The 20,942-nt window shown below is 42.2% G+C and carries 24 protein-coding genes and 1 rRNA gene; 21 read left to right on the top strand and 4 right to left on the bottom strand.

Annotated elements, in window-relative coordinates:
* Positions 1–25: 25 nt before the first annotated feature.
* From rrf to F975_RS03825, 3 genes are all read left to right on the top strand, one after another.
* Positions 26–140: ribosomal RNA gene (gene rrf, locus F975_RS03815) — 5S ribosomal RNA — on the top strand.
* 222 nt (positions 141–362) lie between these two features.
* Positions 363–785 carry a cupin domain-containing protein gene (locus F975_RS03820; RefSeq protein WP_004750536.1) on the top strand — a complete coding sequence of 141 codons (423 nt, stop codon included), beginning with the start codon at positions 363–365 and terminating at the stop codon, positions 783–785.
* A 105-nt stretch (positions 786–890) separates the two neighbouring features.
* Positions 891–1,202 (top strand): ankyrin repeat domain-containing protein, encoded by a 312-nt coding sequence (locus F975_RS03825; protein WP_004750538.1) that lies wholly within the window; start codon positions 891–893, stop codon positions 1,200–1,202.
* A 62-nt stretch (positions 1,203–1,264) separates the two neighbouring features.
* Here F975_RS03825 and F975_RS03830 read toward each other — a convergent pair whose 3' ends face one another.
* The gene (locus F975_RS03830) at positions 1,265–1,798 is read right to left on the bottom strand and encodes a lytic transglycosylase domain-containing protein (protein ID WP_051064848.1); all 534 of its coding nucleotides are present in this window, start codon (positions 1,796–1,798) and stop codon (positions 1,265–1,267) included.
* 295 nt (positions 1,799–2,093) lie between these two features.
* Here F975_RS03830 and F975_RS03835 point away from each other — a divergent pair, with 295 nt between their 5' ends.
* The 8 genes from F975_RS03835 (at position 2,094) to F975_RS03870 (ending at position 9,634) form a co-directional block, all read left to right on the top strand.
* Entirely contained in the window at positions 2,094–3,551 is a 1,458-nt protein-coding gene (locus F975_RS03835) for an RNA polymerase factor sigma-54 (protein WP_004750542.1), read from the top strand.
* A gap of 162 nt (positions 3,552–3,713) precedes the next feature.
* Positions 3,714–4,052: a ribosome hibernation-promoting factor, HPF/YfiA family gene (gene hpf / locus F975_RS03840; protein ID WP_004750545.1), complete on the top strand. Its 339-nt coding sequence runs from the start codon at positions 3,714–3,716 to the stop codon at positions 4,050–4,052.
* 139 nt (positions 4,053–4,191) lie between these two features.
* A complete protein-coding gene (gene ibaG / locus F975_RS03845; RefSeq protein ID WP_004750547.1) occupies positions 4,192–4,443 on the top strand; it encodes a BolA family iron metabolism protein IbaG in 252 nt (83 codons plus the stop codon).
* 6 nt (positions 4,444–4,449) lie between these two features.
* Positions 4,450–5,709, top strand: coding sequence for a UDP-N-acetylglucosamine 1-carboxyvinyltransferase (murA, locus tag F975_RS03850; protein WP_004750549.1), 1,260 nt, complete (start codon positions 4,450–4,452; stop codon positions 5,707–5,709).
* A gap of 3 nt (positions 5,710–5,712) precedes the next feature.
* A complete protein-coding gene (gene hisG, locus F975_RS03855) occupies positions 5,713–6,408 on the top strand; it encodes an ATP phosphoribosyltransferase (protein WP_004750551.1) in 696 nt (231 codons plus the stop codon).
* 230 nt (positions 6,409–6,638) lie between these two features.
* Complete coding sequence (gene hisD, locus F975_RS03860) at positions 6,639–7,946, top strand: histidinol dehydrogenase (protein WP_171063137.1); 1,308 nt, start codon at positions 6,639–6,641, stop codon at positions 7,944–7,946.
* Positions 7,947–7,999: 53 nt separating this feature from the next.
* Positions 8,000–9,085 (top strand): histidinol-phosphate transaminase, encoded by a 1,086-nt coding sequence (gene hisC / locus F975_RS03865; RefSeq protein ID WP_004750555.1) that lies wholly within the window; start codon positions 8,000–8,002, stop codon positions 9,083–9,085.
* A 75-nt stretch (positions 9,086–9,160) separates the two neighbouring features.
* Positions 9,161–9,634, top strand: a complete 474-nt coding sequence (locus F975_RS03870; RefSeq protein WP_004750557.1) for a surface-adhesin E family protein — start codon at positions 9,161–9,163, stop codon at positions 9,632–9,634.
* A gap of 96 nt (positions 9,635–9,730) precedes the next feature.
* On the opposite strand, the gene F975_RS03875 is transcribed toward F975_RS03870, so the two are convergent.
* Entirely contained in the window at positions 9,731–11,083 is a 1,353-nt protein-coding gene (locus F975_RS03875; protein ID WP_004750559.1) for an anthranilate synthase component I family protein, read from the bottom strand.
* Positions 11,084–11,179: 96 nt separating this feature from the next.
* The gene (locus F975_RS03880) at positions 11,180–11,728 is read right to left on the bottom strand and encodes an NUDIX hydrolase (protein ID WP_004750561.1); all 549 of its coding nucleotides are present in this window, start codon (positions 11,726–11,728) and stop codon (positions 11,180–11,182) included.
* A gap of 107 nt (positions 11,729–11,835) precedes the next feature.
* Between F975_RS03880 and F975_RS03885 the strand changes: the two genes are divergently transcribed.
* From F975_RS03885 to fghA, 7 genes are all read left to right on the top strand, one after another.
* Entirely contained in the window at positions 11,836–12,453 is a 618-nt protein-coding gene (locus F975_RS03885; RefSeq protein WP_004750563.1) for a CoA pyrophosphatase, read from the top strand.
* A gap of 37 nt (positions 12,454–12,490) precedes the next feature.
* The gene (locus F975_RS03890; protein ID WP_004750564.1) at positions 12,491–13,027 is read left to right on the top strand and encodes a gamma carbonic anhydrase family protein; all 537 of its coding nucleotides are present in this window, start codon (positions 12,491–12,493) and stop codon (positions 13,025–13,027) included.
* Between the two features lie 126 nt (positions 13,028–13,153).
* A complete protein-coding gene (gene tsaB / locus F975_RS03895) occupies positions 13,154–13,819 on the top strand; it encodes a tRNA (adenosine(37)-N6)-threonylcarbamoyltransferase complex dimerization subunit type 1 TsaB (RefSeq protein WP_004750566.1) in 666 nt (221 codons plus the stop codon).
* Between the two features lie 12 nt (positions 13,820–13,831).
* Complete coding sequence (locus tag F975_RS03900) at positions 13,832–14,653, top strand: undecaprenyl-diphosphate phosphatase (protein WP_004750567.1); 822 nt, start codon at positions 13,832–13,834, stop codon at positions 14,651–14,653.
* The gene (locus F975_RS03905) at positions 14,653–15,453 is read left to right on the top strand and encodes a class I SAM-dependent methyltransferase (protein ID WP_004750570.1); all 801 of its coding nucleotides are present in this window, start codon (positions 14,653–14,655) and stop codon (positions 15,451–15,453) included. The genes F975_RS03900 and F975_RS03905 overlap by 1 nt, the downstream gene beginning before the upstream one ends.
* A 130-nt stretch (positions 15,454–15,583) precedes the next feature.
* Positions 15,584–17,005, top strand: a complete 1,422-nt coding sequence (locus F975_RS03910; RefSeq protein WP_004750571.1) for a C13 family peptidase — start codon at positions 15,584–15,586, stop codon at positions 17,003–17,005.
* Positions 17,006–17,020: 15 nt separating this feature from the next.
* Complete coding sequence (fghA, locus tag F975_RS03915) at positions 17,021–17,857, top strand: S-formylglutathione hydrolase (protein WP_004750572.1); 837 nt, start codon at positions 17,021–17,023, stop codon at positions 17,855–17,857.
* A 46-nt stretch (positions 17,858–17,903) separates the two neighbouring features.
* Here the strand turns inward: fghA and F975_RS03920 are convergent, their stop codons facing one another.
* A complete protein-coding gene (locus F975_RS03920; protein WP_004750575.1) occupies positions 17,904–18,188 on the bottom strand; it encodes a DUF2218 domain-containing protein in 285 nt (94 codons plus the stop codon).
* A gap of 163 nt (positions 18,189–18,351) precedes the next feature.
* Here F975_RS03920 and rpe point away from each other — a divergent pair, with 163 nt between their 5' ends.
* The 3 genes from rpe to F975_RS03935 form a co-directional block, all read left to right on the top strand.
* Entirely contained in the window at positions 18,352–19,038 is a 687-nt protein-coding gene (gene rpe, locus F975_RS03925; protein ID WP_004750576.1) for a ribulose-phosphate 3-epimerase, read from the top strand.
* Between the two features lie 142 nt (positions 19,039–19,180).
* Positions 19,181–19,582, top strand: coding sequence for a hypothetical protein (locus tag F975_RS03930; protein ID WP_004750579.1), 402 nt, complete (start codon positions 19,181–19,183; stop codon positions 19,580–19,582).
* Between the two features lie 43 nt (positions 19,583–19,625).
* Positions 19,626–20,942: multicopper oxidase domain-containing protein (locus F975_RS03935; RefSeq protein ID WP_004750581.1), on the top strand; the 1,317-nt coding region annotated here is incomplete at its 3' end.

The following is a 20,942-nucleotide window of genomic DNA, read 5'->3' on the forward strand; positions in this document are numbered from 1 at the left end:
ACCCGAAAATGTCCATAACAGTTGTGCTGGCGACCATAGCAAGAGTGAACCACCTGATCCCTTCCCGAACTCAGAAGTGAAACCTCTTAGCGCTGATGGTAGTGTGGGGTTACCCATGTGAGAGTAAGTCATCGCCAGCTCATTATTCCAGGCACCCTCAACTTAACCGTTGGGGGTGCTTTTTTATGCGCGAGATGAAGTGGAATAGAACAATAATTAAACTAAAATAGCCTGTATTGACAATCGGAAAAATATAAAATAATTAACTAAGTCAAAATAGTTATACTTTATTTACTGAATAGTGATATAGATAGCATACACGCTGTATAAATTTAGCTAAGCACTTTTCTCAGGAGCCGAAAATGACTCAACCGGAATTAGTGAAAATCGGAAAGCTAGAAATTAAATACCTGATTGATGGATCTGTTCATAAGGGGATGGGATTATTTGAATTGACTGTCCCTTCAGGATCGAATGTCCCGCCACCACATAGCCATATCCATAATGAAGAATGCATCTACGTCCTTGAGGGAATATTACGTTATTCGGTCGATGATGTTACACGTGATTTGCATCCAGGTGACGTGATGTGTACGCCTAAAGGTTCCGCGCATGGATTTAGTAATCCATATGAAGAGAAGGCACGCGTACTCATTATGCTAACACCTGATATTGGTGTACAGTATTTTCGTGACGTTGCCAGCATAGTCAATGCTGCTGAACCGCCAGACATTACGCAAATTCTTGCGGTGATGGCGCGCTATGGTCTTGTTCCCGCTTCGTAGTATATTTAACAGTACCATCCTTTATGTATGGCTAGTCAGCTTTCTTCGATATTCGCTCTCTAAACCCAACTGTTTAATTATTTAAGAAAATTAGGTCATTCCACTATGAAACTCAATTCTTTCACTCCAATTCCTGAAGATGATGAAGAGCTGCATCTTCCAGAGCTTGTTTATTGGGCATCTTTAGGTGATATAGAACAAGTTGAACAATTATTGCTAGATGGTTTAGATCCAAATCAGACCGATGATGAAGGCTATAGTGCACTGCAAGCTGCTGCTGAAAATGACCATTTAGATGTGGTCAGATTGTTAATCAGTAAAGGTGCAAGAATTGATCATCGGGTTAAATATACGGCACTTGAGCTTGCAGAAATGGCTGGAAATACAGACGTGGTCGCATTTTTAAAATCCTTGTAACGCATTTAATAAATACGTAAGCCCAATATCTTGATTGGGCTTAAATCCATTTTATCCGAAATTTATAATGCTGCTTCTAACTCTTTTTCGTGATGCCTAACCTGACGTGCATATTTCTTGGCTTTATGCCGTGTCCAAAAACTGGATTCATAGCCTGTTGGCCCAACATTATAATAAGCTGTGGCTTTAAACCAACTTCCAGATAATTCATGGTAGTGGTTTAAAATATAGGCACTGCATTGGATATTAGTCGCTTCATTGTGTAAATCTCCCACACATTTTTCTTGCCAATAGCTTGGAATAATTTGTGTGAGGCCAACTGCACCCGTAGCTGAGTGCGCTGCACTATTGTAGTTAGATTCTTGCTTAATGAGTGCAGCAACCAGTAATGGAGGGACTTGGTACTGATCGGCACTTTGAATAATCATTGGAGAAAGTCGCTGTGCTTTGGATGGCGATACCGTATAGGCTTTTTGTAACCCTGAAGATAGACGTACAGAACGAGAGGCAACCGAGCCACTATGTGGTCCAAGACTGGTGCAGCCTACTAATGTTGAAAGTAATATTATTGGTAAAATGTTATTGAAATAAAATATTTTTCTCTCTTGAGTAAGCAAAATTTAAATCCTAAGTGTATTGAGAATACTAAGATATTAATTTTCTTCAATTTATACAGCCAAGTATTGATAACTATTTTATATCAATTCAAATTGTTGGACTTTTATGCGCAATTTTCAGTATTGCAGACTTATTTGAAATAGGTAAAAGTGGATATTTATCTATTTTGAGGCAGGCATAATTTACGTTTTCTTGTATGTTTTTTATTAACTATATGCTATAACCATAAGAACGGCATAAAAATTGCTTGGGTCTCTTGGGATAGAAATCTTTATGAAGTTGTCTGTAGGATTAAAAATTGCCAACTCATTGTCGCTCACGCCACAATTGCAACAGGCTATCCGACTTTTACAGCTTTCTAGCCTTGAATTAGAACAAGAAATTCAAATTCAGTTAGAAAGTAATCCATTGCTTGAAAAAGTCGAAGAGTTGTCGAGTGCGGATGCCGATAGTAATAGTGAGGCAGAGCATGAGTATGAAAATAAGGATTTAACCCAAGAGTTAAATGCCGATTATTTACCTGATGATTTGCCCGTTGATACCGATTGGGATGAGGTCTATACCCATCAATCGACAGCATTGGGTGCAGCAGAATTTGAAGAGCGTGAAGATAATCGCCAAAGCCATTTGAGCTTGCAAGAGCACATGCTTAATCAGGTCAATTTATTGCATTTCTCTAAAATTGATCAATTGATTGCCTATTGTATTATCGACTCATTGGATGAAAAAGGTTTTCTGGATGCTGAAATTGAAGAAATTACAGCGTCGGCACAGCATTTATTAAAAGAACTAGATTACGATGACATTATTGAAGATGAAGAAGTTCTGGTTGTTTTAAAACATTTGCAACGTCTTGATCCGATTGGAATTGGCTCACGTAATTTGGCAGAGTGTCTAAAAATCCAGTTGGAATATCTTCCGGCAACGACGGCTTCGCGTTATGAAGCTTTGAAAATGCTTGAGTATTATCCATTACTGGTTACTAATGACATTAACAAACTGATGAAACAAACTGGATTAAATGCAGAGCAATTAAAAGCTGCCATTAATTTGGTTAAAACTTTAAAACCGTATCCAGGTAGTGATTTTGATTTGTTGGAGTCGGAATATCAGATCCCTGATGTGGTTGTGATGAAAAAACAGGATCATTGGCAAGTTCAGTTGAATCCAGATGTCATACCGAAATTACGCATTAATTCATTTTATTCCAGTATGATTCGCCGCGCTGATCAAAGTGCTGACAACCAGTATTTGCGCAATCAAATGCTGGAAGCCAAAAATTTTATTAAAAGTGTTGATGAACGCCATAAAACTTTGCTGAAAGTAGCAAGTTGTATTGTGAGACATCAGAAAGCCTTTTTGGAGCAAGGCCCAGAAGCGATGAAGCCTTTGGTGCTGCGTGATGTTGCGGAAGAAGTTGAGTTACATGAATCTACTGTATCTCGGGTGACGACCAATAAATATATTTTGACGCCGCGCGGTTTGTTTGAGCTGAAATATTTCTTTTCAAGTCATGTAGGCACAACAGCTGGTGGAGAATGTTCCTCAACAGCGATTCGCGCCATGATTAAGAAAATGATTTCGGTGGAAAACCCACGTAAGCCATTGTCTGATAACGCAATTGCTAATTTATTGAAAGAAGATGGAATTGATGTGGCACGGCGTACGGTTGCCAAATATCGCGAATCACTGAACATTCCGTCATCTTCTGACAGAAAAGTATTGATTTAAACAGGTGAATTTGTTAATTCTAAAGATTCATTATGACAACATGATGAATTTGTTTTCTTGGAGTGGCTCAACATGATCGAATGATAGTCAAATGAACTAAGATTGCATTCATATCATGAGCCGTGACGATCTTTATCCTGAACATTAATGAGGGATAGTGGTATGCAATTAACAATTCGTGGACATCATTTAACAATTACACCTGCGATAGAAGAAAATATTCGCACTAAGTTTGACCAGATGACCAAACATTTTGATCAGGTCAATAGTATGCAGGTGAAACTCTCTAGAGATCATCAACTTGATAAACGCTCTCGTAAAGGCAGTGCCAATCATATTGCCGAAGCGATTGTTCGTTTACCCGGTGTGGAATTTTTTGCACAAGCTTGTGCCGATGATATGTATACTTCCATTCAGAAATTAACTGAGAAAATGAAAAAACAACTGGAGAAACATCGTAAAATGCAAACGATTTTTCCACAAGTTATTGTTCCAGTTTAATTTTTAACTTAAGGAAAAGAGGTTTTTTATAAACCTCTTTTTTTATGGCAATTTTACGATTGCCTAATGAATAATTTTTTTCAGATATAGTAAAATAACCAGCTTTTACAACGTAGGTCTTACACGAGGTCTTTTAACCATGAATAGTGAACAGCTCACTGAAATTTTGAAAGCAACTTTTCCACATGCGGAAGTTGTTGTGAGTGGACAAGCGGGAAAGTTTGACCTACGTATTGTCGATGATCAGTTTGAAGGTAAACGTCCAGTTGCTCGTCAACAAGTCGTTTATGCACCATTGAATGATTACATTGCCAGTGGCGAAGTGCATGCCGTGACGATTCGCGCAATGACAAAAGAAGAATGGCGCAAAGCTAGCTTGTTTGGAGCTTAAGGATTTATGGATAAATTTCTGATCCAAGGTGGTCAAAAGCTAGAAGGTGAAGTGCGGATTTCTGGGGCAAAAAATGCGGCATTACCGCTATTGGCTGCCACCATTTTAGCCGATTCACCGATTCGCATTTCTAACATGCCAAACCTACGCGATGTCAATACACTAGTGAAGCTGATTGCAGGCTTGGGTGTTGCCATTGAATATGTTGGTGATACAGTTACAGCCGATACTTCAACACTCAACAACCAGTTTGCACCGTATGATCTGGTCAAAACCATGCGTGCCTCGATTTTAGTGCTTGGTCCATTGGTGGCTCGTTATGGTGAAGCGAAAGTATCTTTACCGGGTGGTTGTGCCATTGGTTCACGTCCTGTGGATCAACATTTAAAAGCACTTGAAGCTTTGGGTGCGCATATCGAAGTTGAGAATGGTTATGTACATGCCAAAGTTGACGGACACTTAAAAGGTGGTGAAGTCATCTTTGATATGGTGACTGTCGGCGGTACGGAAAACATTTTGATGGCTGCTACACTAGCTGATGGTGTAACGACTATTCGTAATGCTGCACGTGAGCCTGAAATTACCGATTTAGCAAACATGTTGATTAAAATGGGCGCTAAAATTGAAGGTCTAGACACCGACACCTTGGTTGTGACAGGCGTTGAGAGCTTGCATGGCTGTGACTATGCCGTGGTGGCTGACCGTATTGAAACTGGTTCATACTTGGCTGCGGCTGCGATTACGGGTGGGCGTGTCAGAACCACGCATACCGATCCTGCCTTGCTGGAATGTGTCCTCGACAAGTTTGAAGAAATGGGCGCAGAAGTGACCCGTGGTGAGGACTGGATCGAGTTGGACATGCAAGGTAAACGCCCTAAAGCAGTTAGCTTCCGCACTTTACCGCATCCTGATTTCCCAACTGACATGCAAGCTCAGATCATGGCAGTCAATGCAATTGGTCGTGGTTTTGCAACGATTTCGGAAACCATTTTTGAAAACCGTTTTATGCATGTTCCTGAATTGTCACGTATGGGGGCTAATATTCAGGTGGAAGGCAATGATGCGGTGGTGACAGGGGTTGAGAAACTTTCGGCTGCACCTGTAATGGCAACTGATTTACGTGCGTCATTTTCACTGGTGTTGGCAGCACTTGCCGCAGAAGGTGAAACCCTGATTGATCGTATTTATCATATCGATCGTGGTTATGAGCATATTGAAGCGAAACTGCAAGGTATTGGCGCAAAAATTAAACGAGTAAGTGGATAAGAAATGAACGAGTTTAGAAACGATGATCCAAATTTTAACGTCATGGGTAATTTTGATCATGGTTTAACTTTAGCACTCAGTAAAGGTCGAATTTTAAAAGAAACTTTACCTTTACTGGAAACCGCAGGCATTAATCTGCTTGAAGACCCAGAAAAATCACGCAAATTGATTTTCCCAACTACGCATAAACTGGTTCGTATTTTGATTTTACGTGCTTCAGATGTGCCAACGTATGTGGAAAATGGCGCGGCAGATTTGGGTGTTGCAGGTAAAGACGTGTTGATGGAACATGGTGCTCAAAATGTCTATGAGCCATTGGACTTGAAAATTGCCAATTGCCGTTTAATGACTGCTGCCAAAGTGGGGATGGTTCACCCACAAGGTCGTCTCAAGATTGCCACCAAATATGTCAACTTGACTCGTCAATACTATGCAAGCTTGGGCGAGCAAGTCGACGTGATCAAACTGTATGGTTCTATGGAATTAGCACCATTGGTTGGTTTGGGTGATTATATTGTTGACGTGGTGGATACTGGAAACACTTTGCGTGCCAATGGTTTAGAACCACTTGAAGAAATCTGTAAAGTCTCTTCTCGCTTGATCGTTAACAAAGCCAGCTTTAAACGCAAACAAGCCTTGTTGAATCCGATTATTTCGCAGCTTGAAATTGCTGTGAATGAGTGTCAAAAGCAAAAATAATTGTTTGTGAATGAAAAAACCGTCAAATTTTGGCGGTTTTTTTATGCTCAAAATCATATGAATCTGAGAGCGTGAAGTTTCTTGTCATTGACGAATTTTTATCGCACTCTATTTTTATCTATCTTCATAAAAGTAATTTTCCATCAAGCTTTTGTGATAGATGTCGAGATGTTATCCACAAGTCAGCTGAAACAGGGTAAACTAAAACCTCATTTTTGTTTAAACACCTTGTGGGTAAATTGATGCGACGTTTATCGACTCAAGCGCAGGACTTCAAGCAAGCCTTCGCTGATTTATTGGCTTTTGAAACAGTCAATGATCCAGAACTGCTCAAAACTGTAGACCAGATTATTGCCGATGTGCGCCAACATGGCGATGCACATGTACTTAAATTAACTCAGCAGTTCGATCGACATCCAGCGCATCAATTTTCAGATCTTGAATTGTCTCAAGCTCAGCTTAAAGCTGCATTTGAGGGTTTAAACGCAGAAGTGCGTGAAGCGCTGGAACTGGCTGCCAACCGTATTCGTTCTTTTCATCAGGCACAAAAGCAAGATGGCTGGAGCTATGTGGATGATCTGGGTAATACCTTGGGGCAGAAAGTTACTCCATTAGACCGTGTCGGGATTTATGTGCCAGGTGGTTTGGCATCTTATCCATCGTCAGTGCTCATGAATGCGGTGCCTGCACATGTTGCGGGTGTACCTGAAATTATCATGGTTGTGCCTGCACCAAATGGTGAATTAAATCCATTGGTTCTAGCAGCTGCTTATTTGGCAGGGGTACATCGCGTGTTTACCATTGGTGGTGCGCAAGCTGTTGCGGCATTGGCATACGGTACAGAAACCATTCCTCGTGTGGACAAGATCACAGGACCAGGTAACCGTTTCGTGGCAGCAGCAAAACGTGCGGTGTTTGGTCAGGTTGGTATTGACATGATTGCAGGGCCGTCTGAAATTTTGGTGTATGCCGAAGGTCAGAATGATGCCAAATGGATCGCGATGGATGTGTTGTCACAAGCTGAACATGACACCGTGGCCCAAGCGATTTTGATCACGCCAGATGAAAACTTTTTAAATGAAGTGGCTGAAGCGATTGAAGAACATTTGGCTGCGTTGCCAAAGGCAGAGATTGCCCGTACTTCAATTGCCAATCGTGGTGCATTGGTATTGGTCAAGGATCGCGCGGAAGCAATTGAGCTGATTAATCAGGTTGCGCCTGAACATTTAGAACTTTGCCTAGATGATGCAGAAGCCATGAGCCAAGACATTCGTCATGCAGGTGCGATCTTTATGGGACGTTTTACACCTGAAGCGATTGGGGATTACTGTGCAGGGCCAAACCACGTTTTGCCAACTTCAGGTACAGCCCGTTTCTCTTCACCATTGGGTGTTTATGATTTCCAAAAACGCTCAAGCTTGATTATGTGTTCTGAGCAGGGTGTAAAAACACTGGCGAAAACTGCAGACATTTTGGCGCAAGAAGAAAATCTGGATGCGCATGCACGTTCTGCACGTTACCGTTATCAGTCTGCTTAATTATTGATATAGATTTAGGGGCTGTTTTTTCAGCCCTTTTTTGAGATTGCACTATGAATATTTCAAATCAGCAAATGCGCTTCTGGAGTCCAGAAGTTCGCGAGCTTGAGCCTTATGTACCAGGCGAACAGCCAAAAATTCAAAATTTACTCAAACTGAATACCAATGAAAACCCATATCCACCATCACCAAAAGTTGTGGCAGCAGTACAAGCGGTGTTGGCAGACGGGGCGGATGCGTTACGTTTGTACCCAGACCCTGATGCAAGTGCTTTAAAGCAAGCTATTGCAACACAGCAACATGTCGATGTCTCACAGGTTTTTGTGGGTAATGGTTCAGATGAAGTTTTGGCGCATATTTTTAAGGCATTTTTCCTGCAAGATCAGCCAATTTTATCGCCTGATATTTCTTATAGTTTCTATCCTGTATATAGCCAGTTTTTTGGCGTAAACACGAAAACTGTGCCATTAAATGAGCAGTTTGAAGTGGACGTTGCTGATTATCAGCAGCCAAATGGCGGCATTATTGTTGCCAACCCAAATGCACCGACCAGTATTGCCTTATCACTCGACAAAATCGAACAGTTGTTACAAGGCAATCCTGATCGTGTTGTGGTGATTGACGAAGCTTATGTGGACTTTGGTGCAGAATCTGCGGTGGCATTGGTCAACAAATACGAAAATCTGGTGGTGTGTCAAACAACCTCGAAGTCCCGTTCTCTTGCAGGCTTGCGGGTTGGGTTTGCGATTGCACAACCACATCTGATTGCGGCACTTGAAGCAGTCAAAAACAGCTTTAACTCGTATCCGATTGACCGTTTTGCGATTGCGGCGGCAGTTGCATCATTTGAAGATCAGGCTTATTTTGCTGAGCACTGCCAAAAAGTGATTGATTGCCGTGAGCAGTTGGTTGCAGATTTGACCAGTGTTGGTTTTAAGGTATTACCATCGAAAGCCAACTTTATTTTTGCAACACACCCTGAGCGTGATGCGGGTGAGTTGGCGGCTGAGTTACGAGCGCAAGGTATTATCGTGCGTTACTTCAATAAACCACGTATTAACCAATACTTGCGTATTACTGTCGGTACGACTGAGCAAAACCAGCGTTTGGTCGATACCTTAAAAAATCAGATTTTATAAGCTGTTCTTAAAATAAAAAAACTCGCAGTTTCGGCTGCGAGTTGATCTGTTTCATAAAAAATAATGAGAAAATTGATGAAAAAAATCCTTTGTTTATTTAGTCTTTTATATTGTTCATACTCAGCTGCTTATACCCCTGATTTAATTTTAATTGGGCAAACCAGTGTGGGTAAGCATTACCTTGATAAGAATTCAATTAAAAGAATAAATAGCTCGCTCAAACAAGCTGTGATTTATGAGAAATTTTCGAAACCTGTAAAATTTGATTCAGAAACACCGTATCAGTCGGCAATCAAGTATCATCTTTTTAATTGTAAAAAGAGAGAAATTGTTGATTATAAAGGTGAATTATATCAAGGCTTAACTTCTAATACTGCATTTATCTCTGGTTTTAATAATGCGAAATATATAAATGGCGATACAGGTGAAACGCATTATAGCTATGACATCCTTGAGTTCACGACCTTAGCACATCTCAAGAGATACGGGACACAAAGCTCTTATATCACACCTTATTATCAAGAAGCTTTTGATATCGTTTGTCGCTAGACATTCAAGATTTTTACAATGAGAAAAGTCTAATTCTATTCATAAAAAACTCGCAGTTTCGGCTGCGAGTTTTTTATTTTTGAGAACTCAAAAATCTTAACTTTGCCAAGTGTTAAGTAAATTCAACATGGCAGAAATTTTGTCAAAACATTCCTGATATTCCGCTTCGGCTTGTGAAGCAATGGTAATGCCGCCACCTGCCCACATCGACACTTCCTGCTGATACTTTTGTACTGAGCGAATCAGAATATTCCAGCGCCCCGTACCATCTTGGTTAAAATAGCCCAATGAACCACAATAGGCGCCACGTGGCTGCTGTTCCAGTTCTGCAATAATTTGCATGGCACGGATTTTCGGTGCACCTGTAATTGAACCACCTGGCAGGGCTTTCAGCAGCATTTGCATGGGTTGAATTTCAGACTTCAAATTTGCCTGAATCTCGCTGACCATATGATGCACTTGTTCAAAGCTTTCAATTTCAAACAGCTTGTTGGTTTTGACCGTGCCAATTTCAGCATAGACACTCAGATCATTACGCAGCAAATCCACAATCATCAGGTTTTCTGCCTGATCTTTTTCTGACTGGCTCAAGCGCTGCTTAGACTCAGCATCTAACATAGGGTCAGTATAACGAGGCATAGTGCCTTTAATCGGACGCGTGATAATCTGCTTCTGTGCCTGAAAATCAATAAATAGCTCAGGCGAACAACTGAGCAATTCAAATTCGCCAATTTTTAAATAGCCTGCATAAGGGGCATTGGTCAGTTGCCAGAACTGTTCAGCAGTTCTAAGCAGTAAACCTTGTGCCTGTCCAATAAATTGCTGGGTCAGATTAATCTGATAACAGTCACCTGCGCGAATATAGTCAATGATCTGATTGAATGCCTGAATATATTCAGTTTTTGACCAGCGTGCCTGACAGGTTTGGGTTAATTGGAATGTAGTTTTTGGTGCTTCGAGATGAAGTAGATTTTGTATTTTTTGAAAAATATGTTCAGCGATTTCAGGGCTTTCTAAGCTATAAAACACCCAGCCTTGTGCATGTTCATATTTCAGAAACGATAAATATTGCCCTAAATACAATGCAGGCTGGGCATGTAATGGGGCTTCAACATCCTGACGAGCTGCGTAGTCGTAACCGACAAAACCCATCCATCCCCCTTGAAACTGGGTTGCAGTTGACTGTGCTGGATTTGACTGACATTGAATCCAGTCTTCAAGTGACAAATGTTGCGCTTGAGCTTCATAATCAAATTGTGCATCGCGCACAAAATGCTGGGTGTGTTGATGTTGAATCAACTGATACTGTTGCGGTAAAAACGCAATCACAGGATGATCATCATCATTCAGATAAATCAAACCTGTGAGCTGTTGTAAACACAGCAATAGATCGGCTGTGGAAAAGTCAAATTGTGATAGTGCTTTTTGCAGGGAATAGCAACTGGACATATAACAATAGGTTGCAAAAAAGAAAGGCAAATAGTGAAGCAATTAACGCAGATAATCAATGCCTAGTCGGGACTAGGCATGATGAGGTATTGAGTTTTAGCCTGTTTCGTCAATACGTGTACCTATGGTTTCCATATGCATTGGAAACTGGTCAGATTTACGATCAGCAAAATAATGCTGCAAGGTGTGTTGCACACTTGGGAAGGCTAAATCGTCCCATGGAATCTCATTTTCAGCAAACAGGCGACATTCGATGGTTTCAGGCCCTGCACCAAATTTTCCATCTTTTAGCGAGGCTTTGAACAGCACGTAAATTTGCCCGATACGGGGAATGTTGTACATGCAATACAGTTTCTCAATGTCAATTTCGGCTTCAGCTTCTTCAAGGGTTTCGCGTGCAGCGCCTTGTTCCATGGTTTCAAACAGCTCCATGTAACCTGCGGGCAATGTCCACAAACCATAACGTGGTTCAATCGCACGGCGACATAGTAAGACTTTATCCTGCCAAGTCACTAAAGCACCACAAATAACCTTTGGGTTTTCATAATGAATATTGCCACAATGTGTACAGACTTGACGAAATTTACTATCGCCCAAAGGGATTTGGTCGGCTGTAGGATGTCCACATTTTACGCAACAGTTCATAATGAATGATCGGTGAAAAAAGAGATGGTTCAGCATAACTGAAAAATTGAGCTTTCGCATCATTTGCATGAGCGTTGAACAGGGAACAGCAAAAAATAGGTGATGACATGAGTACGAAAACATTAATTGATTATTTACAGCAACAGTTACGGTTTGCCCGACATGTAGAGCCTGCACAGGCAGCGGTACTGATTGCCATTACCAAAGAAGATGATCCTAAAGTTCTGCTGACTCGCCGTTCTAAACATCTGAATCAACATGCAGGAGAAGTGTCTTTTCCTGGCGGAAAACGCGATCCTGAAGACATTAGTAATATTGCGGTTGCACTGCGTGAAGCACATGAGGAAACAGCATTAAATCCTTATGATGTTGAACTGATTGGTGATTTGCCGATGCTGCAATCTAAAAGCGGTTTGAGTGTCAAACCTGTTGTGGGCTTGATTCCTGCGCAGGTCGATCTGGTGGCGCAGCCTACTGAAATTGATCGAATTTTTTTTGCCTCACTGCAAGAGTTGATGGAAACGCCAACCCAGCCACATGCAGTCCAGTATCAGCAACAAACTTTATATTTTCCGAGTATGCATGTTGAACAAGAAATTGTTTGGGGACTCACCGCACGGATGCTGGTCAGTCTGTTCAAATATGGTTTAAAGTACGATAAAGAATGGCCATTTTTGCTGAATACAGCACCACTTTCAGTCGATTTACACGAAATGACAAAGTGACAAAATGCAATGTCACAACAATAAGGAAATCAGAATTATGATGTATAAGTTTCAGGGATATACACCAACAACACAGCAGCCGTGGAATGGCTGGATTGCAGAAAGCGCAAACGTGATCGGGCGGGTCGAATTGGGGCATCAGGTCAGCATCTGGTTTGGTGCTGTGATTCGGGGTGACAACAGTCTCATTCGGATTGGTGATTTTAGTAATGTGCAGGACAATGCAGTGCTGCATACTGATGCAGGAATTGATTTAACCATTGGCAAATATGTCACGATTGGACATAAAGCCATGCTGCATGGTTGCACGATTGGTGACAATACCTTAATTGGCATCAATGCCGTGATTTTGAATCGTGCTGTGATTGGTAAAAACTGTATTATCGGTGCGAATGCCCTAATTCCTGAAGGAAAGGTTATTCCAGATAATTCTGTGGTCATGGGTTCACCTGGAAAAGTGGTGAAAACTGTTGATGCCGAAGGCGAAGAAAAACTCAAACAAAGCGCTTTGCATTATGCTGAACATTTTAAAAAGTATTTGAACTTAGAACCGTACTGGTTTCATCAGGATTAAATAAAGTAGGCTTAAGCTGCAAATCATAAAACGATGCTAAGTTTGTACTGGGTATTTTTATATTCGCGAAGTATGGACGACTAGAGTATCATACGTGCGTTTTGTATTTTGTAATGTAGGGCATGCATGAAACTGCTAGCACTCGAAACAGCAAATGAACACTGTTCAGTTTGTCTGGTCGAAGATTCACATTCTGTTTTTTTTGCACTGAATGAACAAGCCAAAGCACAAACGCAAACTTTGCTCCCGATGATTGAACAAGGTTTGAGTCAACAGGGCTTAACAACGTCACAACTCGATGTGATTGCATTTAGTCGTGGGCCAGGCTCATTTAGCGGTGTGCGAATTAATGCAGCAGTGACACAAGCGCTGGCATGGGCAAATGATCTTCCTGTCATTGCTGTATCGACTTTGCAAGCTTTGGCTCAGGCAGCTTATCGGATACATGGGCTGCGTGAGGTGACTGCGGTTTTAGATGCACGTATGAAAGAAGTCTACATTGCCAGTTTTCAACTGGATGCAGACAACATTATGCAAGCTGTCGATGAAGAACAGTTACTTGATTATGCAACTGCTGTTCAAGCTCAGCGTTTTACGCTGGTTGGCTCAGGTAGTCATCTTTTAGATGTTGCATCAAGCCAATACAATACACTTTGCCCAAACGCACAAGATATCGCCACCATCGCCATACCTCAAGCACAACAACAACACTGGGTGAGCGCCGAGTATGCACTGCCTGTGTATTTACGTGACAATGCCTGGAAAAAAATCCCAGAGCAAGGTAAACCTTAACTAGGACAAAACATGGATCTTATACTGCTTTTTAAAGCTGCAATTATGGGCTTGGTTGAGGGGATTACCGAATTCCTACCCATTTCCAGTACTGGACATTTGATTCTGACTGGGCAGTTGCTTGACTTCTGGACTCTGGAAAAACGTGAGATGTTTGCAGTCTCAGTGCAGATTGGAGCGATTGCTGCTGTTATTTATCAATATTGGGGCAAGTTGTGGGGTGCATTGATTGGTGCACTCACAGGAGATCCTGAAGGTCGCCGTTTAAGCTTCAACCTCATCGTGGCGACGATTCCGATTATGCTGATTGGCTTGACGATTGGTGAAACGGTTAAAGCGTATTTATTTAATGCCGTGACGGTAGCATTAGCACTGATCGTGGGTGGCCTTGTTATTTTATGGGCTGAACGCCGTCAACATATTATTGCTTGCCAAGAGGTCGATGATATCAGCTTTAAGCAAGCCGTATTTATTGGTTTGATTCAATGTTTGGCTTTGATTCCAGGAACTTCACGTTCAGGCTCGACCATTATTGGTTCGCTATTTATGGGCGTATCACGTAAAGCTGCTGCCGAGTTTTCTTTCTTCTTGGGGATTCCTGTACTCATGGGCGCAGGTCTACTCGACATGTACAAAATGCGTCATGAGCTACATACCCAAGACATGGAAGTTTTAGGCGTGGGAATTGTCGTTGCCTTTATTTCAGCGCTTGTGGTGATTCGTGCCTTGATACGTTATGTCTCTAAGCATGACTTTAGCGCCTTTGCCTATTACCGTATTATTTTTGGTTTATTTATTTTACTGACCTGGGGCACAGGCTGGGTACATTGGTAATGCAGTTTGATTGTTGGTATAGCCCTGAATTTGAAGCGCAGTTTATTGCGCTTCAAACACGTTTAGCTGAATTACAGGTTGAGCTAAAGGGACAGGTAGTAGAAAAAATTAATGCCAAGTTTTTACGTTTACATCCTGAATTGGCGCTAATTCTTGATCAGGACGGTTTAAGTCTTGCCGCGAATGGCATGAAAATGCAGCCTGACTGGCAAGCTGAAATTCCACGTTTAAAACGTGCAGGCATGAAATCGGAAATGCTGGCGCGTGCCTGTCAGGTCAATGAACAACCAAATCTGATTGATGCGACCGCAGGTCTGGGGCACGACACTTTGTTGATGGCAAAACTGGGTGCAAAAATCACCCTGATTGAGCGTCATCCGATTTTATATAGTTTGCTTGAAGCAGCACATCAAACCGCACAGCAGGATGTTTTTTTAGCACCAGTGGTTGCCAATATTCAACTGATCCATGCTGATTCTGCCCAGTACATTGAACAGCAGATTCAGGCAGGGCAACAGGTTGATGTGATTTATCTGGATCCAATGTTTCCTCAGCGTGACCAAAACCAGCAAGCCCTTAAAAAACAGGCTCAAGTCAAAAAACAAATGCAATTGTTGCACTTGCTGTTGCCTGAAGATGGTGAAATGGATTTGGGTGAAAACTTGTTGGTACTGGCGCGACAACTGGCACAAAGAGTCATCGTCAAACGCCCACGTCATGCCGTATATTTAGATAACCAAGTTCCTCAGCACCAGTGGCTTGGCGATGCCTGCCGTTTTGACGGTTATTTTCATCCTTAATGTGTTGATGACCAACAGTTTAGAAAATAGCAAAGTTTTGTTAATTCATTCAAAATCACATTGATAAAAAAAAATGCAGGCATAAACTAAGGGGTGCATAAATAAATCCACCGCTGACCAGCAGAATTTTATGATAGACCTGAAACCTTCCATCAACTTTTGGCATGATCTTAAAAGTAACCAAATCGCTGGTTTATGGTTGTTCCTCGGTTCTCGCCGTTCTTTAGAAATTGTTCATCCTTCCATTTTTCAGTTGATTTTCTGGGGAGCAATTGCGGCTGCGGTCAATACGTTGTTTAGCTGGATGGTAGCAGGTCAGGCTGGGCATTTTAATTCGCAAGGTTTGGTCAGTTATGCACTTTGGCCATTTATTGCCTTGATTGTCGGAATTTTCCTGTCACAACGTACCAATAATCCACGCTTGATGTTGGTACCAGCTTTATTGTGGTTAGTACTTGATGCTAGTATTTTGCTGATTCAGTGTTTTCTACAATATCTGGGTGATCAGGGTTACTTGGATTTTTTACCTGACCGCATTTATAACACTTTGCCAAACTTGTTCTTGATTTTGTTTGTATGGCAGAGTCTGGCGGTCATCTGGGTTTTTTCTCGTCAGTTGAAATGGCCGTGGTGGGAGCGTGGTTTAATCATGTTCGCTACCATTTGTACACTTGTAGTATGGCAAATGTCGGTTAAAGAGCAACCGATCTGGAAAGTGGATGATGTGCAACCGACACTTTCAGAAGATGCTTTATATGCTCAGGGGAATTTGCTCAACAAAGCTCTGGAGCAAGTGCAGTTTGGGGATTTCTCACAAACGCACTGGTACTTTTTAGGGGTTGCAGGCGACAGTTACGACTCGGTGTTTAGTTCGGAGATTCAACGAATTAAATCGCAGTTTGATACCCGCTTTGGAACTTTTGGGCGTTCAGTGGAACTGGTCAATGATCCTAACACTCGGACTACATTGCCGATTGCATCGCGTACCAGTATTCAACAGGCACTAAACCGTATTGGTCAGCAAATGAATAAAGAAAGCGATGTGCTGTTTTTATATATGGCATCGCATGGTGAACCGAACCATTTTGAACTGGAAAATGCTCCGATTGATCTCAAACAGATCGACCCGAAATGGTTACGTGAAGCGCTCGACAAGTCGGGTATTCGCTGGCGTGTCATTGTGGTCTCATCCTGTTATTCGGGCAGCTTTGTGCCAGCCCTGCAATCGGACAATACCTTGGTGATTACTGCTTCTGCAGCAGATCGTTCATCGTTTGGTTGTAACAATGAAGCTGATTATACTTATTTTGGTCGGGCGTTCTTTGATCAGGCAATGCGTGAAAAAAGCTCTCTAAAAGATGCTTTTGGCGATGCCAAAGCAACGGTGTCACGATGGGAAACGGCTCAAGGTTTTGAGTCATCTGAACCACAATGGTCACTCGGTAAAAATATGGAGCTTATGCTGCCGCAACTCGAAAAACATTTATTTCCAAGCCCAAATAATTTACCTGCCAATAATCCAGCCATGTTGCCAGCAACAGCATCACCATAATCAGGAGCAGCAGTCATGCAGCAAATACAAAAAAATTTCTGTTTTGATGGGGAACAGCGCACGTATCAATGGCATTCAGATCAATTACAAAATGACGCCAAATTTTCAATTTATTTGCCTGAACAAGCACTGCTGGGTGAAGAATGCCCCGCAGTATTTTATTTGGCAGGTTTGACTTGTACTGAAGAAACTTTTGCGATTAAAGCTCACGCCCAGCGTTTTGCTGCACAGTTGGGTTTAATTTTGGTGATGCCTGATACTTCGCCGCGTGGAGAGTCAGTTGCGCAGGGTGATTCTTGGGATCTGGGGCAGGGTGCGGGCTTTTATATCAATGCCACACAAGCACCGTGGGCGGAACATTACCGCATGGAAAGTTATATTGTCGATGAGCTATATAACGCCGTGCAAACCCATTTCCCGATTCAGCATGGCCGCATTGGAATTATGGGACATTCGATGGGTGGGCATGGGGCATTGACCTTGGCATGGAAATATCCTGAAAAATTCAAGTCAGTCTCAGCATTTGCCCCGATTTGCGCACCGAGCCAGTGTCCGTGGGGTGAAAAAGCCTTTACTCATTATTTGGGGGAAGCACGGGATACATGGCTGGCGCATGATGCCGTCGCTCTGGTTTATAGCAAAGGTGTACTGTTTAGTGAAGTTTTAGTCGATCAAGGTTTGGCGGATCAGTTTTATCATCAGCTCAACCCACAGTTGTTACAGCAAGCTTGTGCCGAGGTGGGGCAAAAACTGACGCTGCGCCAACATCAGCACTATGATCATGGTTATTATTTTATTCAAAGCTTTATCGATGATCATTTGCAGTTTCATGCTTCGGAGCTGACTCAGTAAAATTATGCAGTATAAAAAAGGATCACCGTTGTGATCCTTTTTTCGTTTAAGCCTGTTGCTGCCAAGTCACCTGAAATTCTTGCTGTGCCATGCGATTTAAGTGATCAATGACGACACCTTCTAATCGCGTTTGTTCAGCCAGATCAAGCTGACTTTGAATGCTGACATCCAGTGTATTGCCTTGTGGCGTGAGGGTTACGGTCGCAGTGGGCATGAGAATTTGAAAATGTTGCTCGGTTTCTGCTACTTCAAATTTGTGTTTCCAGTGGTTAAACAGCCGTTTAGCGATACGGGCAGCTTCAGTGGTTGCCAGTTGTGTCTGACTATGCATAGATCAAATTCCTTGTTGTTGTGTTTGGTAGTCTAACAGGCATAAATTTGAAAAAAGAGAATGAAATCGGAACAATGCGTTGCGTTATGCTGCTTCGTTGCCTGTGTCGCTTCGGATTTTGGTATACTGCTCACAGATTTTAAAATTTTGCTAGGTTAGATTTATGTCCAAGCCCTTTCTGATTGCACCTTCGATTTTATCTGCTGATTTTGCCCGTCTTGGTGAAGAAGTTGAGAATGTCTTGGCAGCAGGTGCAGATGTTGTGCATTTTGATGTGATGGACAACCACTATGTACCGAACCTGACCTTTGGTGCAGGGGTGTGTAAGGCGCTGAAAAAATATGGCATTAAAGCACCGATTGATGTGCATTTAATGGTATCTCCCGTTGACCGTATGATTGGGGATTTTTTGGAAGCAGGTGCGGACATTATTACTTTCCACCCAGAAGCATCCGATCATATTGACCGTTCATTGCAACTGATTAAAGCAGGCGGCGCCAAAGCAGGTTTGGTATTTAACCCAGCAACGCCGTTACATTATCTGGATTATGTGTTGGATAAAGTCGATCAGATCCTATTAATGAGCGTTAACCCTGGTTTTGGTGGACAGAAATTCATTCCAATGACCTTACAAAAACTGCGTGAAGCTCGCAAAATTATTGATGCTAGCGGTCGTGATATTCGTCTTGAAGTCGATGGTGGTGTTGGCCCTGCCAATATCCGTGAAATTGCCGAAGCAGGTGCAGACATGTTCGTAGCAGGCTCGGCAATTTTTGGTCAGCCTGACTATAAAGCCGTGATTGACCAGATGCGTGCGGAACTCAACCAAGTGGGTTCAGTCGAAGTTTAAGCTTTTACTTTAAACTTTTTAAAAAGCGTTATACCACAGGGTGTAACGCTTTTTTATTTGTATCTTGCGTTAGAGTTGGCTATGCTTTTAGTTCAAACTTTTCCATTGTACTTGTTATAAGATGCAGCATCGACGCAGAACTATGTTTTCGCAAAGCTTTATCTTGCTGATCGTTTTATGTATCGGCTGGATGGGTGTTGCCAACGCATCTGTGCAAAGTATGCATTGGGAAATGTTGATGCAGTCAGACATGAGCAGTATGCCGCAACATACAATGTCTGAACATTGTCATCAACCGAGTATACCGATGAAGACGAGTAATGATTTTCAGGATCAGGTCAGTTCGTCACAGCATCAGCAGCATCTCAATTGCCCTGACTGTCAGATTATGCACTGTCAAAGTGTTAATGCAGATCTTCCTCAAGCCACTTCTATTCTGACCGAGCAGTCCAGTACTGATGTTGCAACTACCCAGTATTGGTCAGATCATCGAACTAATTTAGCTGGATATTGGCAAGAAATTCTGCGTCCTCCCAAAGCCTGAACTTTAAAAAATTGTCATTTTCATTTTTTAAAGAGGGCGAGTCATGTCTACATTTTCCATGCATGCCTGCATTGTCGCAGCATGTTTAGTTGTCCCACAGAGTATTTTTGCGGCTGTGCGCGAATATCATCTCAATATCAGTGAACAAACCATCAATGTCACTGGAAAACCAACCAAAAAACTGACGGTCAATGGTCAGTTCCCAGCACCCACCTTAACCTTTGAGGATGGGGATGATGCGGTAATTTATGTGCATAACCAGTTGAAAAAACAGTCAACTGCATTGCACTGGCATGGGATTTTGCTGCCAGCCGTGATGGATGGTGTCCCAGGATTTAACGGGTTTCAGGGCATTGCCCCGAATGGTGATTTTGTTTATCGCTTTAAGATTCGGCAAACGGGCACTTACTGGTATCACGCACATAGTGCAGGGCAGGAACAAGATGGGTTATATGGGGCATTGATTATTTACCCGAAAAACCATCAGCCCATTACTCCAGCAGAAAAAACTGACCGTGATGAAGTGATCATGTTCTCTGACTTTCATGAATCTTCCAGCGAGCAGATCATGAACCATCTGAAAAGATCGTCGGACTATTATCAAAATCAGCGTGAAACGCTGGCAGATGTTTGGAAGCAAACCAAACAACAAGGGCTAAAAGCCACATGGCAAGATCGCCGCATGTGGAATCAGATGCGCATGTTGAAAACCGATTTGAGTGATGTCACGGGTTATCATTTCTTGGTGAATGGTAAAACACCACAGCAGAACTGGAGCAGTACATTTAAAACAGGCGAAAAAATTCGTTTACGCATGATCAATGCTTCAGCCATGTCATTTTTCGATGTACGCATTCCAAATCTGAAAATGACTGTGGTCAGTGCCGATGGTCAACCTGTACAACCTGTCGCTGTCGATGAATTTCGTTTTGGGGCAGGTGAAACCTATGATGTGATTGTGGAGCCAAAACAGGCGCAATATCAAATTCAGGCTGAGTCAATTGATCGAAGCGGTTTTGCTTTGGCGACCTTACGTAATCAGGATGCTACTGTGCAACCGCTACCTGAACCGCAGCACCGCCCACGTGCCTTACTGAATATGCAGGATATGGGCATGATGCATGATGATTCTGAACATTCATCTTCAACTCAACATGATATGTCAGCAATGAAAGACATGGATATGTCGAAAATGCAGGGCATGACTCTTGAGCAGCATCAACAGATGCAGCAGCAAATGAATCATTCTTCAATGTCATCAGAACACAAAATGTCAGACATGCAAGACATGGATATGTCGAAAATGCAGGGTATGACTACTGAACAGTATCAGAAAATGATGCAGCAAATGAATCATTCT

It is taken from the genome of Acinetobacter brisouisimilis (genome assembly GCF_000368265.1).
Lineage (GTDB): Bacteria > Pseudomonadota > Gammaproteobacteria > Pseudomonadales > Moraxellaceae > Acinetobacter.

Coding starts and splice junctions, on each gene's coding strand:
- F975_RS03910 (WP_004750571.1), top strand. CDS start 15,584: ATGATAGACCTGAAACCTTCCATCAACTTTTGGCATGATCTTAAAAGT.
- hisG (WP_004750551.1), top strand. CDS start 5,713: ATGAACGAGTTTAGAAACGATGATCCAAATTTTAACGTCATGGGTAAT.
- F975_RS03825 (WP_004750538.1), top strand. CDS start 891: ATGAAACTCAATTCTTTCACTCCAATTCCTGAAGATGATGAAGAGCTG.
- F975_RS03905 (WP_004750570.1), top strand. CDS start 14,653: ATGCAGTTTGATTGTTGGTATAGCCCTGAATTTGAAGCGCAGTTTATT.
- tsaB (WP_004750566.1), top strand. CDS start 13,154: ATGAAACTGCTAGCACTCGAAACAGCAAATGAACACTGTTCAGTTTGT.
- F975_RS03820 (WP_004750536.1), top strand. CDS start 363: ATGACTCAACCGGAATTAGTGAAAATCGGAAAGCTAGAAATTAAATAC.
- F975_RS03835 (WP_004750542.1), top strand. CDS start 2,094: ATGAAGTTGTCTGTAGGATTAAAAATTGCCAACTCATTGTCGCTCACG.
- F975_RS03890 (WP_004750564.1), top strand. CDS start 12,491: ATGATGTATAAGTTTCAGGGATATACACCAACAACACAGCAGCCGTGG.
- fghA (WP_004750572.1), top strand. CDS start 17,021: ATGCAGCAAATACAAAAAAATTTCTGTTTTGATGGGGAACAGCGCACG.
- F975_RS03930 (WP_004750579.1), top strand. CDS start 19,181: ATGTTTTCGCAAAGCTTTATCTTGCTGATCGTTTTATGTATCGGCTGG.
- ibaG (WP_004750547.1), top strand. CDS start 4,192: ATGAATAGTGAACAGCTCACTGAAATTTTGAAAGCAACTTTTCCACAT.
- hisC (WP_004750555.1), top strand. CDS start 8,000: ATGAATATTTCAAATCAGCAAATGCGCTTCTGGAGTCCAGAAGTTCGC.
- F975_RS03900 (WP_004750567.1), top strand. CDS start 13,832: ATGGATCTTATACTGCTTTTTAAAGCTGCAATTATGGGCTTGGTTGAG.
- F975_RS03880 (WP_004750561.1), bottom strand. CDS start 11,728: ATGAACTGTTGCGTAAAATGTGGACATCCTACAGCCGACCAAATCCCT.
- rpe (WP_004750576.1), top strand. CDS start 18,352: ATGTCCAAGCCCTTTCTGATTGCACCTTCGATTTTATCTGCTGATTTT.
- F975_RS03920 (WP_004750575.1), bottom strand. CDS start 18,188: ATGCATAGTCAGACACAACTGGCAACCACTGAAGCTGCCCGTATCGCT.
- murA (WP_004750549.1), top strand. CDS start 4,450: ATGGATAAATTTCTGATCCAAGGTGGTCAAAAGCTAGAAGGTGAAGTG.
- F975_RS03875 (WP_004750559.1), bottom strand. CDS start 11,083: ATGTCCAGTTGCTATTCCCTGCAAAAAGCACTATCACAATTTGACTTT.
- F975_RS03885 (WP_004750563.1), top strand. CDS start 11,836: ATGAGTACGAAAACATTAATTGATTATTTACAGCAACAGTTACGGTTT.
- hpf (WP_004750545.1), top strand. CDS start 3,714: ATGCAATTAACAATTCGTGGACATCATTTAACAATTACACCTGCGATA.
- F975_RS03870 (WP_004750557.1), top strand. CDS start 9,161: ATGAAAAAAATCCTTTGTTTATTTAGTCTTTTATATTGTTCATACTCA.